We start from the raw sequence: 15646 nt of genomic DNA on the forward strand, positions 1-15646 counted from the left end.
TGTGCTAATTATTCCACTGTTAAATAATTAAGTAACTATTGGAAGTGAAGCTATCATTGATTACACAAATGTTTAACATCATGAATTGATAATGTTTTAGAACAGATTTCTGGTGAAGTGTGCGGCTAAAAAGCGTATCTTCAGCGCGGATTTATCATGACACGCTGTCATTCCCTGGCCATGCTCAATTGCGGAGCTTAATGTGATTCAAACGCTCTTTGATTTCCCTACATATTTTAAGTTTTTTATCGGCTTGTTTGCCCTGGTCAACCCGGTAGGGATCATCCCTGTCTTCATTAGTATGACCAGCTATCAGACGGCCGCCGCACGAAATAAAACCAACCTGACAGCAAACCTGTCGGTGGCGATCATCTTGCTTACGTCTCTTTTTCTCGGGGACGCCATTCTACAGGTCTTCGGCATCTCGATTGATTCGTTCCGTATAGCGGGTGGGATCCTGGTGGTGACGATAGCGATGTCGATGATCAGCGGCAAGCTGGGGGAAGATAAACAGAACAAGCAGGAAAAATCAGAGACCGCGATCCGCGAGAGTATCGGCGTGGTGCCTCTGGCACTGCCGCTGATGGCAGGCCCGGGGGCAATCAGTTCCACCATTGTCTGGGGAACGCGCTACCACAGCCTGATGCACCTGATTGGCTTTTCAGTCGCCATTGCGCTGTTCGCGCTGTGTTGCTGGGGCGTTTTCCGTATGGCGCCATGGCTGGTTCGCTTGCTGGGACAAACGGGTATCAACGTGATTACCCGTATCATGGGCCTGTTGTTAATGGCGTTGGGCATCGAATTTATCGTTACCGGTATAAAAAGTATATTCCCCGGATTATTACACTGACTTTCATTTGAAAGAACGGAGCCAGCGGCTCCGTTTTTTTACGTGATTATCTGCAAATCATATAAATAAAGTTGAAATGGGCGTCAGCCATAATAAGTTCTACTAATAACTCTCTTTTGTTGTTTTTCAATAGGTTGTTTATTTTCATTTCCCCCTTCCGCGCATAAAACCTTCAAACACTCTGTTATTTTACTCACATGATACTCTGGGGCTTGCTGACAGATAACCGAAATGATATTAGTAATTTCGACGCAGACCCAGACGAATGTGCTAAATAATAATCAGTTGTTAAATTATCGTGAAAATTTATTCGGAAAGGCCATGTCGCTGCGTCTGAAGCAAGGTTTTTCTGTAACCATGTGAAAATTATCTATTTTTTCTGATTTTTGTATGGGTGAGGGTGGGTGTCATAGATGTGCCAACCATCGTAAAAGAGAAATGCTTAACAAATTTGCAAAATGTATTGGCGAGAGTTGGCACCATTTGGTACTTTCCGGCCTTATATTTCGCACCATTAAACAAGTTGATGAGAACTATTTTCATATAGCCCTCACCTGAGATATCCAACGCATCTCTCTGACAGGGGAGAGGTGTGAAGAATCGACGCAAGACCGCCGTACGAGCGGTCAGTAATAATGAAGTCGGTGATAGCAAGAAGTAAAAAAAGAACCTGACAGTAGCAAAAAAAACTCCTGCGCTGTACAGGCCCCAACAGGGGATTACACAACTGGCGAAGGCCAGTCATTATAATGAGTGGAGTATCAACACAATGTCCATCATCACAAAAAAAAGTCTGGTAGCGGCGGGGATTTTAACTGCGCTAATCGCGGGCAACGCTGCAATGGCTGCGGACGTTCCTGCTGGTGTTCAACTGGCTGAGAAGCAAACGCTGGTCCGTAATAACGGTGCGGAAGTGCAGTCACTTGATCCGCACAAAATTGAAGGTGTTCCAGAGTCTAACGTTAACCGCGATCTGTTTGAAGGTCTGCTGGTGACTGACGTCGACGGCCACCCGGCTCCGGGTGTGGCAGAAAAATGGGACAACAAAGATTTTAAAGTCTGGACCTTCCATCTGCGTAAAGATGCCAAATGGTCCGACGGTACACCGGTTACCGCCGAAGATTTCGTGTACAGCTGGCAGCGTCTGGCGGATCCGAATACCGCCTCCCCGTATGCGAGTTATCTCCAGTATGGCCATATTGCCAATATCGATGAGATCATCACGGGTAAAAAGCCCGTTACCGACCTGGGCGTAAAAGCCATTGATGCCAACACCTTTGAAGTGACGTTGAGCGAACCTGTTCCGTACTTCTATAAGTTGCTGGTTCACCCGTCCGTCTCCCCGGTACCAAAATCCGCAGTTGAAAAGTTTGGTGAAAAATGGACCCAGCCTGCGAATATCGTGACCAACGGTGCATATAAGTTGAAGGACTGGGTCGTTAACGAACGCATGGTGCTGGAGCGCAACCCGCAGTATTGGGATAATGCGAAGACCGTTATCAATCAGGTGACTTATCTGCCAATCTCTTCTGAAGTGACGGACGTAAACCGCTACCGCAGCGGTGAAATCGACATGACCTATAACAACATGCCGATTGAACTGTTCCAGAAGCTGAAAAAAGAGATCCCGAAAGAAGTTCACGTCGATCCGTATCTGTGCACCTACTATTACGAAATTAACAACCAGAAAGCACCGTTTACCGACGTACGTGTTCGTACCGCACTGAAGCTGGCTCTGGATCGCGACATTATCGTGAATAAAGTGAAGAATCAGGGCGACCTGCCGGCTTACAGCTATACGCCGCCTTACACCGACGGTATGAAACTGGTTGAACCTGAATGGTTTAAATGGTCCCAGGAAAAACGTAACGAAGAAGCGAAAAAACTGCTGGCTGAAGCTGGCTATACCGCCGACAAGCCGCTGACCTTTAGCCTGCTGTACAACACTTCCGATCTGCATAAAAAACTGGCTATCGCCGTCGCGTCAATCTGGAAGAAAAACCTCGGCGTGAACGTGAAGCTGGAAAACCAGGAATGGAAAACCTTCCTCGATACGCGTCATCAGGGTACCTTTGACGTGGCACGTGCAGGATGGTGCGCGGACTATAACGAACCGACCTCATTCCTGAACACCATGCTGAGCGACAGTTCGAACAATACCGCACACTATAAGAGCCCGGCGTTTGATAAGCTGATTGGCGACACCCTGAAGGTGGCAGATGACGCCCAGCGCGCCGATCTGTACGCCAAATCAGAACAACAGCTCGATAAAGACTCTGCGATCGTTCCGGTCTACTACTACGTTAACGCCCGCCTGGTGAAACCATGGGTAGGGGGTTATACCGGTAAAGACCCGTTGGATAATATTTCCGTTAAGAATCTTTATATTATCAAGCATTAATGGCAATACGTGGGGCGAGCGAGCTTGCCCCACTGTGTCTACTTTGTAACATTCATCAGGCACACGCCAGAAGGTACGGGCAATGTTGAAATTTATCCTGCGTCGCTGTCTTGAAGCGATTCCAACGTTATTTATTCTAATTACAATTTCCTTCTTCATGATGCGTCTTGCGCCGGGCAGTCCATTTACCGGTGAACGTACGCTTCCGCCAGAAGTTATGGCCAACATCGAAGCGAAATACCATTTAAACGATCCCATCACCACGCAGTACTTCAACTATCTGAAGCAGCTTGCACACGGTGATTTTGGGCCATCATTCAAATATAAAGATTATTCCGTTAACGACCTGGTGGCGTCCAGCTTCCCGGTATCGGCTAAATTAGGTGCTGCGGCATTTATCCTGGCCGTTGTTCTCGGCGTCACCGCAGGCGTCATCGCCGCGTTAAAACAAAATACCAAATGGGATTACGCCGTAATGGGGGTCGCAATGACCGGGGTGGTTATCCCCAGCTTCGTTGTCGCGCCGTTGCTGGTGATGATATTTGCCATAACCCTGAAATGGCTGCCCGGGGGCGGCTGGAACGGCGGGGCGCTGAAGTTCATGATATTGCCGATGGTGGCATTATCTCTGGCGTACATCGCCAGCATCGCCCGTATTACCCGTGGTTCAATGATTGAAGTCCTGCACTCGAACTTCATCCGTACTGCCCGTGCGAAAGGGCTGCCGATGCGCCGGATTATTTTCCGTCATGCGCTCAAGCCTGCACTGTTACCGGTGCTCTCCTATATGGGGCCAGCTTTCGTCGGCATTATTACGGGTTCCATGGTAATTGAAACCATTTATGGCCTGCCGGGTATTGGTCAGCTGTTTGTTAACGGGGCGCTTAACCGTGACTACTCTCTGGTCCTGAGCCTGACGATCCTCGTGGGCGCGCTGACCATTCTGTTTAATGCCGTTGTCGATGTGCTGTATGCCGTTATCGATCCGAAAATCCGTTACTAACTGGAGCACGCCATGATGTTGAGTAAGAAAAACAGCGAGGCGCTGGAAAACTTCAGTGAAAAGCTGGAGGTCGAAGGTCGTAGCCTTTGGCAGGACGCCCGCCGTCGTTTTATGCATAACCGTGCTGCCGTTGCCAGTCTGGTCGTGCTGGTGCTTATCGCGCTGTTCGTCACCCTGGCCCCGATGCTGTCTCAGTTCACCTATTTCGATACGGACTGGGGCATGATGTCCAGCGCGCCGGATATGGAATCCGGGCACTATTTCGGCACCGATTCCTCCGGCCGTGATTTGCTGGTGCGTGTGGCGATTGGTGGCCGTATCTCTCTGATGGTCGGCATCGCGGCGGCGCTGGTGGCGGTGATCGTCGGCACGCTTTACGGTTCGCTTTCCGGTTACCTCGGCGGCAAAGTGGACTCCGTGATGATGCGTCTGCTTGAAATCCTGAACTCGTTCCCGTTCATGTTCTTTGTCATTCTGCTGGTGACCTTCTTTGGTCAAAATATCCTGCTGATCTTCGTGGCGATCGGGATGGTGTCCTGGCTGGATATGGCGCGTATTGTGCGCGGCCAGACGCTGAGCCTCAAACGTAAGGAATTCATCGAAGCCGCACAGGTTGGTGGCGTCTCTACCGCCAATATTGTGGTGCGTCATATCGTTCCTAATGTGCTGGGCGTGGTGGTGGTATACGCCTCCCTGCTGGTGCCAAGTATGATCCTGTTCGAGTCTTTCCTGAGCTTCCTGGGATTAGGTACGCAAGAGCCGCTGAGTAGCTGGGGCGCTCTGTTAAGTGATGGCGCAAACTCCATGGAAGTATCACCGTGGTTACTGCTGTATCCGGCGGGCTTCCTGGTCGTCACCCTGTTCTGTTTCAACTTTATCGGCGATGGCCTGCGTGATGCCCTCGACCCGAAAGACCGTTAAGGAGCGCCGTCATGACCATTATTGAAACGGCAACCGCGCCACAGGCGCAACAGCGGACCAGCGCACTGCTGGACGTAAAAGACCTCCGAGTGACGTTTAAGACCCCCGACGGTGATGTGACTGCCGTTAACGATCTCAATTTCGACCTGCGTGCCGGTGAAACGCTGGGCATTGTGGGCGAATCGGGATCCGGAAAATCCCAGACCGCCTTCGCGCTGATGGGCCTGCTGGCCTCAAACGGCGTCATCGGTGGTTCAGCGACGTTTAACGGGAAAGAGATCCTGAATTTGCCGGAACATGAGCTGAACAAGCTGCGCGCCGAGCAGATCTCCATGATTTTCCAGGATCCGATGACGTCCCTGAACCCGTATATGCGGGTGGGCGAACAGCTGATGGAAGTGCTGATGCTCCACAAGGGGCTGGGTAAAGCCGAAGCGTTTGAAGAGTCTGTCAAAATGCTGGATGCGGTGAAAATGCCTGAAGCGCGCAAGCGCATGCGCATGTATCCGCACGAGTTCTCCGGCGGTATGCGCCAGCGCGTCATGATCGCGATGGCATTGCTTTGCCGACCAAAACTGCTCATCGCTGATGAACCGACCACTGCTCTGGACGTGACCGTTCAGGCGCAGATCATGACGCTGCTGAACGAGCTGAAGCGTGAGTTCAATACCGCCATCATTATGATCACCCACGATTTAGGCGTCGTTGCCGGGATCTGCGACAAAGTGTTAGTCATGTATGCAGGCCGCACGATGGAATACGGTAATGCCCGCGATGTGTTCTACCAGCCAGCCCATCCGTACTCTATCGGGCTGCTGAATGCCGTTCCGCGTCTTGATGCGGAAGGGGAGTCGCTGCTGACGATCCCGGGCAACCCGCCAAACCTGCTGCGTCTGCCGCAAGGCTGTCCGTTCCAGCCGCGCTGTCCGCATGCGATGGAGATCTGTAACAGCGCACCGCCGCTGGAAGCGTTTGCCCCAGGCCGCCTGCGCGCCTGCTTTAAGCCGCTGGAGGAACTGGTATGAACGCAATCGACGAAAAAAGAAATGTGCTGCTCGAAATCGCTGACCTGAAGGTCCATTTCGATATCAAAGACGGTAAACAGTGGTTCTGGCAGCCAGCCAAAACCCTGAAAGCGGTGGATGGCGTCACGCTGCGTCTGTACGAAGGGGAGACTCTGGGCGTGGTGGGCGAATCCGGCTGCGGCAAATCGACGTTTGCGCGAGCGATCATCGGCCTGGTGAAAGCCACCGACGGGAAAGTGGCCTGGCTTGGTAAAGATCTGCTGGGGATGAAGCCGGATGAATGGCGCGACGTGCGCAGTGATATCCAGATGATTTTCCAGGATCCGCTGGCGTCCCTGAACCCGCGTATGACCATTGGCGAAATCATTGCCGAGCCGCTGCGCACTTATCATCCGAAGATGCCGCGCCAGGAAGTTCGCGATCGGGTGAAAGCGATGATGCTGAAGGTGGGTCTGTTGCCTAACCTCATCAACCGCTACCCACATGAGTTTTCCGGCGGTCAGTGCCAGCGTATCGGTATCGCACGGGCGCTGATCCTTGAACCGAAACTGATTATCTGTGATGAGCCGGTTTCGGCGCTGGACGTTTCCATCCAGGCCCAGGTGGTTAACCTGCTACAGAAACTGCAACGGGAAATGGGGCTGTCGCTGATCTTCATCGCCCACGATCTGGCGGTGGTAAAACACATTTCAGACCGTGTGCTGGTCATGTACCTGGGCCACGCCGTGGAGCTGGGCACGTATGATGAGGTGTACCACAATCCGCTGCACCCTTATACCAAAGCCCTGATGTCTGCGGTGCCCGTTCCGGATCCCGATCTGGAAAAAAATAAAACCATCCAGCTTCTGGAAGGTGAACTGCCATCCCCAATCAACCCGCCTTCAGGCTGCGTATTCCGTACGCGATGCCCAATAGCCGGGCCGGAATGTGCTAAAACACGGCCGGTTCTGGAGGGCAGTTTCCGACATGCGGTTTCCTGCCTGAAAGTAGACCCGTTATAATCTTAAGGGCTGACATGATGTCAGCCCTTATTTTTCGAGGTTAATGTGTCGCGATTATTCACGTCGGCCCGTCAGCGGCTGTATCACCTTTTATTTGATCCTGAAACGGTTTCCGGTCGCCGCTTCGAAGGTCTGTGTGGTTTATTTGCACTGATTAGCGTCATTATTATCTTTATCGAATCCGGCGCCGGAACGCAGTACCACATGACGTATGAGGAGTGGCACGTTTTCGTCTGGCTGGAATTGGTTGTCACGCTGGTGTTTACCGCAGAATATGTACTGAGAGTCATTAGCTGGCCTAATCCGGCGAAATACGTTTTTAGCTTCTGGGGATTTATTGATTTAGCCACCATCCTGCCGCTGTATGTCATGTGGCTGTGGCCCGAGATTAGCCTGAATTATGTGTTTGCCTGGCGCGCAATGCGGGCGATTCGCGTGCTAAGAATTCTGAAACTGCTGCGCTTTATGCCGTCGCTACGGGTTTTTTGGGTCGCCATTGTCAGCGCCCGCCACCAGCTTATTCTCTTCTATTCGTTTATTGCTATCGTGATGATCGTTTTTGGCACGCTGATGTATTTAATCGAAGGGCCGAAATACGGTTTTGCCACGCTTAATGCGTCTGTCTACTGGGCTATCGTTACGGTGACGACCGTGGGCTATGGCGACATTACCCCGCATACGCCGCTGGGACGGATTGTGGCATCGGTACTGATCCTGATTGGCTATTCGGTGATAGCGATACCGACCGGGCTAATTACCACCCATATGAGCAGCGCTTTTCAGAACAGCAAACAGCAACGTAAATGCCCGAAGTGTCAGCAGGGGAATCATGAACCCGGCGCGCGGTTTTGTCACCGCTGTGGAAATGCTTTATCGGATTAAATAAAAAAGGCTGCAATCGCAGCCTTTTTTATTATTCGCGCCAGAGTATGTGGCACAACTTATGGTCTTTCTCGCGGCACAGCAGGACGCGGGCAAAGATATCGTTAATTTCTCCGCCGTCTTCATCTGCCAGACCAATGACCACCTCGGCGAAGAAGTCCGGGTTAAGGTCAAAATCGACGTGTTCGGCCCAGTCTTCAGACGGATCGAACAGCTCAGCACCGCCACGCTCTTCAAATTGCAGGTTGAAAAGAATGACGTCAGCAGGGTCGAGATTATCGACCGCCAGCTCGAGAAAAATATCGTAGGCCTGTTCGAGCGTTTCGTCTTCGGTCAGGCGATTGTTCAGATCCATTTCCATGATGACTACCTGTTAAACATCGTTGGGCACGTTTTACAGCAACGGACTAAAGAAGTAAAACAGTCGTTCGGCAATTCGCTGCCACAGCGGACGTTTCGCCCACAGTCTGGCGTCCAGCAGGCGTGAGCGGGAGATATAATCGTCCTGCACCGCCGCCAGATCGCCGCCGAACCCGGCGTCATCAATGACCAGCGTAATTTCAAAATTCAGCCATAAACTGCGCATATCAAGGTTGACGGTACCCACCAGGCTCAGCTCGCCGTCCACCAGCACGCTCTTGGTGTGTAACAACCCGCCTTCGAACTGATAGATTTTAACCCCTGCGGCCAGCAGTTCACTAAAGAACGCGCGGCTTGCCCAGCCGACCAGCAGCGAATCGTTCTTGCGCGGCATAATAATGCTCACATCAACCCCGCGCTGCGCCGCAGTACAGATGGCATGCAGAAGGTCGTCGCTGGGAACGAAATAGGGCGTGGTCATGATCAGATATTCCCGCGCGGAGTACGCGGCGGTCAGCAGTGCCTGATGGATCAGATCTTCCGGGAAGCCAGGACCAGAGGCGATGGTGTGGATGGTGTGCCCACTGGCTTCTTCAAACGGCATGATATTGCCGTCCGGCGGCGGGGGCAGAATACGTTTACCGGTTTCAATTTCCCAGTCGCAGGAATAGACGATGCCCATTGAGGTTGCGATCGGTCCTTCCATACGTGCCATCAGATCGATCCATTGCCCCACGCCGGAATCCTGCTTGAAGAAGCGAGGATCAACCATATTCATGCTGCCGGTGTAGGCGATATAGTTATCGATCAGGACCATTTTACGGTGCTGGCGGAGTTCCATGCGGCGCAGAAAGACGCGGAAAAGATTCACTTTCAGCGCCTCGACCACCTCAATACCGGCGTTGCGCATCATGCCTGCCCACGGGCTACGGAAAAAGGCCACGCTGCCCGCGGAATCCAGCATCAGGCGACAGTGGATACCGCGACGTGCAGCGGCCATCAGCGATTCGGCGACCTGGTCCGCCATGCCGCCCGGCTGCCAGATATAAAACACCATCTCAATATTATGCCGGGCGAGCTGAATGTCACGGATCAGCGCCTGCATCACATCATCGGAAGAGGTCATCAGTTGCAGCTGATTGCCTTTTACCCCAGCAATACCCTGGCGGCGTTCGCACAGCTTGAACAGGGAGGCGGCCACGCTGCTGTTCTCTTCGGCGAAGATATGCTTGCAGGCTTTGAGATCGGCAAGCCATTTCGCCGTAGAAGGCCACATGGCGCGGGCACGTTCGGCCCGGCGTTTACCCAGATGAAGTTCACCGAAAGAGAGATAGGCGATGATGCCCACCAGCGGCAGAATGTAGATAATCAGAAGCCAGGCCATGGCGGAAGGGACCGCTCTGCGTTTCATCAGAATGCGTAACGTCACCCCGGCAATTAACAGCCAGTACCCTAAAATGACCAGCCAACTCACCACGGTGTAGAAGGTTGTCATAAATAAAAAATCCTTTTGAAAGCGTATTGTTATGAGTTTACGCATCAGGATTCATCTGGCAAATAAAAACGGCAGATAAAAGCGCTGGTTTGCCGCCTGCTTAGGCATATAATGGCATCTCTGTTAGAGAAAGAGTTGTAGACATGAAGCGCAGTAGAACTGAAGTTGGGCGCTGGCGCATGTTGCGACAGGTGAGTCGTCGTAAGGCTCGTTGGCTGGAGGCACAATCCCGCCGCAATATGCGTATCCACGCCATCAGAAAATGTGGCCTGAACAGACACCGTAACGCGCTGTTGTTCGCGGTCCAGGACATCTGAAAAGCATGAGGGGCACCGTAAAGGTGCCCATTAAACATCCAGACTATCAATTTTTGCAGTCTCCTCCCATCTGCTTCCACGGTATACTAAGTCCCCCTAACGTCATGATATTAAAAGACGAATCCTTATCTCTGCATTTTTATCGTACCTATGGCGCTCGATGCGCTCAGGGAAGACTCAGGACTTTCGTCAGTTTCCTCATTGGCAAATTATGTTTTCGCATGGGGAAGACAATGGCTTTATTAAAGGAAAAAAGGATGAACGTAAAATTGATAGCAGCACTCTTCGGGATTGCGATATTAAGCGGTTGTGCCAGCAGCAAAACCTCACCTGAACGGCACGCATTTTATTTCGTGTCGCATCAGTCCAGCTTTACTGGCGGCAATTACACCTCCAGCGTGCAGAAAAATTATCAGCTGAACGTGGCGCAGTTCCGCGAGCTTTATGCCCGGGGGAAAGCTGACCGCGCGGAAGGGCGGACTCAGGCTGAAGCCAGTGAATATGCGCAAAGCATTCGCGATCAGCTGAAAGAAAATGCGAAGTCGCAGGAATTGTTTGCAGGCAATGCGAAGGATAAATGGTCTTCGGATATGGACAGTAAAGATGCCATATTATTTGGTAACGAACTGGCCGCGACTTATCTTGATGGCTATAACGGCGTACAATAGCGCAACTGATTTAGGGGATACCGTAATTACCGGTATCCCCGCTGTTTTTAAGCTAAAGGAGTAAGACGTGTTTGCGGAGTTTGGTGTACTGAATTTCTGGACCTATGTTGTCGGCGCATTCTTTATTGTGCTGGTTCCAGGACCGAACACCTTGTTTGTGCTGAAAACAGGGATTGGCCACGGCGTTAAAAAAGGCTATCTGGCAGCCACCGGTGTGTTTATTGGTGACGCCGTGCTGATGTTTCTGGCCTGGGCGGGCGTCGCTGCGTTGATTCAGACCACGCCGGTTTTATTTAATATTGTCCGCTACCTGGGCGCGTTTTATCTGCTGTGGCTCGGCGGAAAAATGCTCTGGTCCGTTATGACGCGTCAAAAAAATGCGCACGAAAGTAGCGCCGAACCGGCAAGCGCGATCCTTAAACGTTCGCTGGTGCTGAGCCTGACGAACCCGAAAGCGATTCTCTTTTACGTGTCGTTTTTCGTACAGTTCATTGATGTTAATGCGAAGAATACCGGCACATCGTTCCTGATCCTCGCCACAACGCTTGAGCTGATCAGCTTCATGTACATGAGCTTCCTGATTTTCTCTGGCGCGTTTGTTACGCGTTACCTGAAAACCAAAAAGAAACTGGCGAAGCTGGGGAACGGGCTGATAGGTCTGCTGTTTGTCGGATTTGCGGCGAGGCTGGCGTCGCTACACTGAATGAAGAAAAGGCTCCTGAGGGAGCCTTTTCGTTTCAGAACACTTTTTTATACGGGCGAACCGTGACTTTCTCGTACACGCCAGCTGCGACGTACGGGTCTGCTTCTGCCCAGGCCTGCGCGGCTTCCAGAGATTCAAACTCGGCAATTACCGTGGAGCCGGTAAAACCCGCCGCGCCCGGATCGTTGCTGTCAACGGCAGGCATCGGACCTGCGGTCAGCAACCGGCCTTCATCCTGTAGCAACTGTAGGCGCGCCAGATGGGCAGGGCGAACGGAAAGACGTTTTTCAAGAGAATCAGGTACATCTTCAGCGTAAATCACGTAAAGCACGGCAAAGCTCCTTAAGCGGTAAAAGTGACAATTACGTTATGTGAAAGCACAAATGACTGCAATGTAAAGATAATCACAATGTTAAAACCCTGATCTGGATGCCCCTTTTTTGCCCTCTTGTACGCTTAAATTGCGCCAGAACAAAGTGTCTTATTGAATATGATTGCTATTTGCATTTAAAATCGAGGTTCGGTTTTTTAACGTTGATGATTATGACTTCGATGACCCTTGATTTACCTCGCCGCTTTCCATGGCCGACGCTGCTTTCCGTCGTTATTCACGGTGCTGTCGTGGCGGGTCTACTCTATACCTCGGTTCATCAGGTTATTGAAATGCCAGCGCCAGCGCAGCCAATTTCTGTGACCATGGTATCGCCTGCGGATCTTGAGCCGCCACAGGTTGCGCCGCCACCGCCACAGCCCGTTGTTGAACCCGAGCCGGAACCCGAGCCGATTCCTGAACCGCCAAAAGAAGCGCCGGTGGTGATCCACAAGCCAGAGCCGAAACCGAAGCCGAAGCCGAAGCCAAAACCCAAGCCGGTCAAAAAGGTGGAAGAGCGCCCGAAACGTGAAGTGCGGCCGGTTGAGCCACGCGCCACGCAGCCGGTTGAAAACACCGCCCCGTCGCGTCCGCTGATGAATAACACCACGACCGCGACAAAACCGACGGTAACGGCGCCAGCAGGCCCGCGTGCACTGAGCCGAAACCAGCCGCAGTACCCGGCGCGTGCTCAGGCGTTACGTATTGAAGGGCGTGTACGGGTGAAATTTGACGTTACCGCTGATGGACGTGTGGATAATGTGGAAATTCTGTCCGCACAGCCCGCGAATATGTTTGAGCGTGAAGTCAAATCGGCCATGCGCAGGTGGCGCTATGAAGCCGGTAAACCCGGCAATGGGTTGATTGTGAACATTGTCTTCCGCCTGAACGGCGGGGCACAGATGGAATAAAAGAAGCCTCCGCAAGGAGGCTTCTTTTTATTACCTGAGGATCAGTCCCGTGGGAGCTGACGAGGCTTACCGTCGCTATCCACCGCGACATAGATGAATAATGCCTCCGTCGCCTTATAGCGCTGACCAATCGGTTCAGAAGAGACTTTTTTCACCCACACCTCAATGTTGATGGAGACAGACGTATTGCCGCGTTTTACGCAGCGTGCGTAACAGCACACCACGTCCCCCACCGCGACAGGGCGCAGGAAGGTCATGCCATCAACCCGGACGGTTACCACGCGCCCATGCGCAATCTCTTTGGCCAGGATTGCACCGCCCATATCCATTTGCGACATCAACCAGCCGCCAAAAATATCGCCATTGGCATTCGTATCCGCAGGCATTGCCAGTGTGCGTAAAACCAGTTCGCCCTGAGGGGCGTCATTTGTTGTCATTGTTTTTAAACTCGTAACTGAAGACTTCAGGCGGGATGCTACTATGATTTCTGGCTGGAGAGAATAGGGTTAGCGCCCGCAGAGCAGGCGCCAGCGGGTCAGAAGGACAGGGTCACGCCTGCGTAATACGCACGGCCTGGTTCGTTATAGGTCGATGCACCGTCATTTTCTCGGTAAATCTGCTTATCAAAGAGGTTGCTGATCCCGGCATTCAGGCGGAGATCTTTTGTCAGCTGATAATTGCTGCCGATCCCAACGATGGAATAGGAGCCAATCTCTTTATCTGACATCGCATTCTGCTCTTTGTGGATTTCAGCATTTTCTCTTGGCTTCTGGCGGCCATACATCGTCCAGCTAAGGTTCGCTGAAAGTTTGCTGTTAACCTGCCAGTCGAGCATCGTGTTGACGGTATATTTTGGAATAATCGACAGAGGGTTGCCGGTGTCTTTACTTTCAGACTGAATCATATACGTCGCATTGGTACGCCAGGTTAGCGTGTCGCGGATAACCGGGACGGTGAGGTTGCCTTCCAGCCCCTCAACAACAGCCTTTCCTCCGTTCTGCCACTGAAGGATATTTGCGCCGCTGCTTGTCTGGCCCAGCACATCCGTTCCTGAAACAATCTTGTTTTTGTAATCGTTGCGGAACCAGGTTATGCCAGCCTCGTAGCCTTCCAGCGCAAAGGCCAGGCCAATCTCTTTGTTCACGCTGATTTCAGGATCCAGATCCGGGTTACCTAACAGGTAACAGCTTCCTTCGGAAACGTTGTTCGGGCAGCCATTACCGCGGGTGGAAAGCAGATAGCCTTCGCTGGATTGATACAGGTTTGGCGCTTTAAATACCCGAGCGATACCTGCTTTAACCTTGAACATGTCGCCCAAATCCTGAGAGAGGTTCAGGCTCGGGCTCCAGTTGCTGCCAAACTGATTGTGATAATCAAAGCGGATCCCTGGGATCAGGTTGGTGCCCTGGCGCGCTTCAATATTATCCTCAAGATAGATGCCAGTGAGGTCAGCGCTGTTTTTGCTGTTGCGCTCAGAAGCCGTACCGGGAACGCCGTTAATCACTTCTCCCGACACATTTGTCGCCTGCATTGAGGCCGGATCGTTCAGTTCATCACGGTTCCATTCTGCACCGACGGTTAGCGTCTGTTCGACCAGCCAGAAGAAAGGAATGTTCAGTTCACCCGTTGAACGGTATGACTCCAGCCGGCTGGTATCGTATTTATCGCTATTGATCATCCCCTCAACTTTGCCCGTAGAGCCTTCTTCGAGGCGGGTGTTGTTGGTCTTTTCATAATAAACACCGAACTTTGACTGACCCCAGTCCCAGATGCCGTTGTGCGTAATGCCATAAGACTGGCGGTACATTCGGTTTGTTTCGTGTCCATACAGGGACGACACCAGACCGTCAGGGCTGACGTTGCTGTTGCTGTATTGAGTATCACCCGCGTAGATATTGCCCTGGCGGCTGTAGCTGTAGTCGAAATCGATAATCTGCTGTGGCGTGAGTTTCCAGGAGAGCAGGGCATTAATGTCCTTGTTGCGCACGCCTTCACGTCCGGCGGCGTAAGAGCCATTTTGCGCGGTGTTGATGTCCTGCGCATCTGCGTCAGTTTTGTTGATATTCCCGTACAGGCGCATCGTTAACGCATCGCCCGCAAGGGGGCCGCTCAGATCAAAATTAGCGCGTTTCGTCGCTCCCTCTTTATCATTTTCAGGCTGGTTAGTGTACAGGGAAAGCGAGCCGTGCCAGTCGTTGGTCGGGCGTTTGGTAATGATGTTGACGACGCCGCCAGCCGCCCCCGAACCATAGCGGGCGGCAGCAGGTCCCCGGAGCACTTCAATGCGCTCAACCATCTCTGGCGGAACCCAGTTGGTATCCCCGCGGGTGTCGCGCTCCCCGCGCCAGCTGTAGCGCACCGAGTTACGTGACGTCACCGGCACACCGTCAATCAGAATCAGCGTGTTCTCCGGCCCCATACCGCGGATGTCGACCTGGCGATTGTTACCGCGGCTGCCTGTCGCGCTGTTTCCGGTGAGGTTAACCCCGGGCATTTTGCGAATAATTTCAGAAAGATCGTTAACCGGTGGATCCTTTTCTATGTCCTTTGCCGTGATGATGGAAACCCCCGGCTGTTGCTTCAGCGCCTCTTCAGCGGTGGCCTGAACAACCATTGTTTCACCATCGGCGAGAGGATCTTCCGCTGCGTGTGCGCTCTGGTATAACGTTGAAAGAATGGCGAGCGTAAGTGTAGCCGGGGCAAATCTTATTATGTTATTCATCAACTCATTTCCATTTG

At 52.2% G+C, this 15646-nt stretch carries 16 protein-coding genes and 1 pseudogene; 12 read left to right on the plus strand and 5 right to left on the minus strand.

What is annotated here, in order from left to right:
• Positions 1-202 precede the first annotated feature (202 nt).
• From BH712_RS01235 to BH712_RS01265, 7 genes are all read left to right on the plus strand, one after another.
• The gene (locus tag BH712_RS01235) at positions 203-850 is read left to right on the plus strand and encodes a YchE family NAAT transporter (protein WP_006810888.1); all 648 of its coding nucleotides are present in this window, start codon (positions 203-205) and stop codon (positions 848-850) included.
• A 769-nt stretch (positions 851-1619) separates the two neighbouring features.
• Complete coding sequence (oppA, locus tag BH712_RS01240; protein ID WP_006810885.1) at positions 1620-3251, plus strand: oligopeptide ABC transporter substrate-binding protein OppA; 1632 nt, start codon at positions 1620-1622, stop codon at positions 3249-3251.
• Positions 3252-3333: 82 nt separating this feature from the next.
• Positions 3334-4254 (plus strand): oligopeptide ABC transporter permease OppB, encoded by a 921-nt coding sequence (oppB, locus tag BH712_RS01245; RefSeq protein ID WP_006810884.1) that lies wholly within the window; start codon positions 3334-3336, stop codon positions 4252-4254.
• Positions 4255-4266: 12 nt separating this feature from the next.
• The gene (oppC, locus tag BH712_RS01250; RefSeq protein WP_003856740.1) at positions 4267-5175 is read left to right on the plus strand and encodes an oligopeptide ABC transporter permease OppC; all 909 of its coding nucleotides are present in this window, start codon (positions 4267-4269) and stop codon (positions 5173-5175) included.
• Positions 5176-5186: 11 nt separating this feature from the next.
• Positions 5187-6200: an ABC transporter ATP-binding protein gene (gene oppD / locus BH712_RS01255; protein ID WP_006810883.1), complete on the plus strand. Its 1014-nt coding sequence runs from the start codon at positions 5187-5189 to the stop codon at positions 6198-6200.
• The gene (gene oppF, locus BH712_RS01260; protein WP_003856743.1) at positions 6197-7201 is read left to right on the plus strand and encodes a murein tripeptide/oligopeptide ABC transporter ATP-binding protein OppF; all 1005 of its coding nucleotides are present in this window, start codon (positions 6197-6199) and stop codon (positions 7199-7201) included. The genes oppD and oppF overlap by 4 nt, the downstream gene beginning before the upstream one ends.
• Before the next feature lie 45 nt (positions 7202-7246).
• Positions 7247-8083 (plus strand): ion transporter, encoded by an 837-nt coding sequence (locus BH712_RS01265; protein ID WP_006810882.1) that lies wholly within the window; start codon positions 7247-7249, stop codon positions 8081-8083.
• A 31-nt stretch (positions 8084-8114) separates the two neighbouring features.
• On the opposite strand, the gene BH712_RS01270 is transcribed toward BH712_RS01265, so the two are convergent.
• Both BH712_RS01270 and cls read right to left on the minus strand, forming a co-directional pair.
• Complete coding sequence (locus BH712_RS01270; protein ID WP_006810881.1) at positions 8115-8444, minus strand: HI1450 family dsDNA-mimic protein; 330 nt, start codon at positions 8442-8444, stop codon at positions 8115-8117.
• Positions 8445-8477: 33 nt separating this feature from the next.
• A complete protein-coding gene (gene cls, locus BH712_RS01275) occupies positions 8478-9938 on the minus strand; it encodes a cardiolipin synthase (protein ID WP_032673868.1) in 1461 nt (486 codons plus the stop codon).
• Positions 9939-10081: 143 nt separating this feature from the next.
• Here cls and BH712_RS24455 point away from each other — a divergent pair, with 143 nt between their 5' ends.
• The 4 genes and pseudogenes from BH712_RS24455 (at position 10082) to leuE (ending at position 11626) form a co-directional block, all read left to right on the plus strand.
• A complete protein-coding gene (locus BH712_RS24455) occupies positions 10082-10255 on the plus strand; it encodes a YciY family protein (RefSeq protein ID WP_017384232.1) in 174 nt (57 codons plus the stop codon).
• A 132-nt stretch (positions 10256-10387) separates the two neighbouring features.
• A pseudogene (locus BH712_RS25335) lies at positions 10388-10501 on the plus strand (hypothetical protein); the annotation flags it as partial.
• Between the two features lie 11 nt (positions 10502-10512).
• Positions 10513-10923: an Exc2 family lipoprotein gene (locus BH712_RS01280; RefSeq protein WP_032673867.1), complete on the plus strand. Its 411-nt coding sequence runs from the start codon at positions 10513-10515 to the stop codon at positions 10921-10923.
• Positions 10924-10990: 67 nt separating this feature from the next.
• The gene (gene leuE, locus BH712_RS01285; protein ID WP_006810877.1) at positions 10991-11626 is read left to right on the plus strand and encodes a leucine efflux protein LeuE; all 636 of its coding nucleotides are present in this window, start codon (positions 10991-10993) and stop codon (positions 11624-11626) included.
• Between the two features lie 34 nt (positions 11627-11660).
• On the opposite strand, the gene BH712_RS01290 is transcribed toward leuE, so the two are convergent.
• On the minus strand, positions 11661-11957 hold the full coding sequence (locus tag BH712_RS01290; protein ID WP_003856755.1) for a YciI family protein: 297 nt from the start codon (positions 11955-11957) through the stop codon (positions 11661-11663).
• A 221-nt stretch (positions 11958-12178) separates the two neighbouring features.
• On the opposite strand from BH712_RS01290, the gene tonB reads away from it, so the two are divergent.
• Positions 12179-12907, plus strand: a complete 729-nt coding sequence (gene tonB / locus BH712_RS01295; protein ID WP_032673866.1) for a TonB system transport protein TonB — start codon at positions 12179-12181, stop codon at positions 12905-12907.
• Between the two features lie 41 nt (positions 12908-12948).
• Here the strand turns inward: tonB and yciA are convergent, their stop codons facing one another.
• Entirely contained in the window at positions 12949-13344 is a 396-nt protein-coding gene (gene yciA / locus BH712_RS01300) for an acyl-CoA thioester hydrolase YciA (RefSeq protein ID WP_006810875.1), read from the minus strand.
• A gap of 98 nt (positions 13345-13442) precedes the next feature.
• Entirely contained in the window at positions 13443-15629 is a 2187-nt protein-coding gene (locus BH712_RS01305) for a TonB-dependent siderophore receptor (protein WP_006810874.1), read from the minus strand.
• Positions 15630-15646: the final 17 nt, after the last annotated feature.

The organism is Enterobacter hormaechei ATCC 49162 (genome assembly GCF_001875655.1).
Lineage (GTDB): Bacteria > Pseudomonadota > Gammaproteobacteria > Enterobacterales > Enterobacteriaceae > Enterobacter > Enterobacter hormaechei.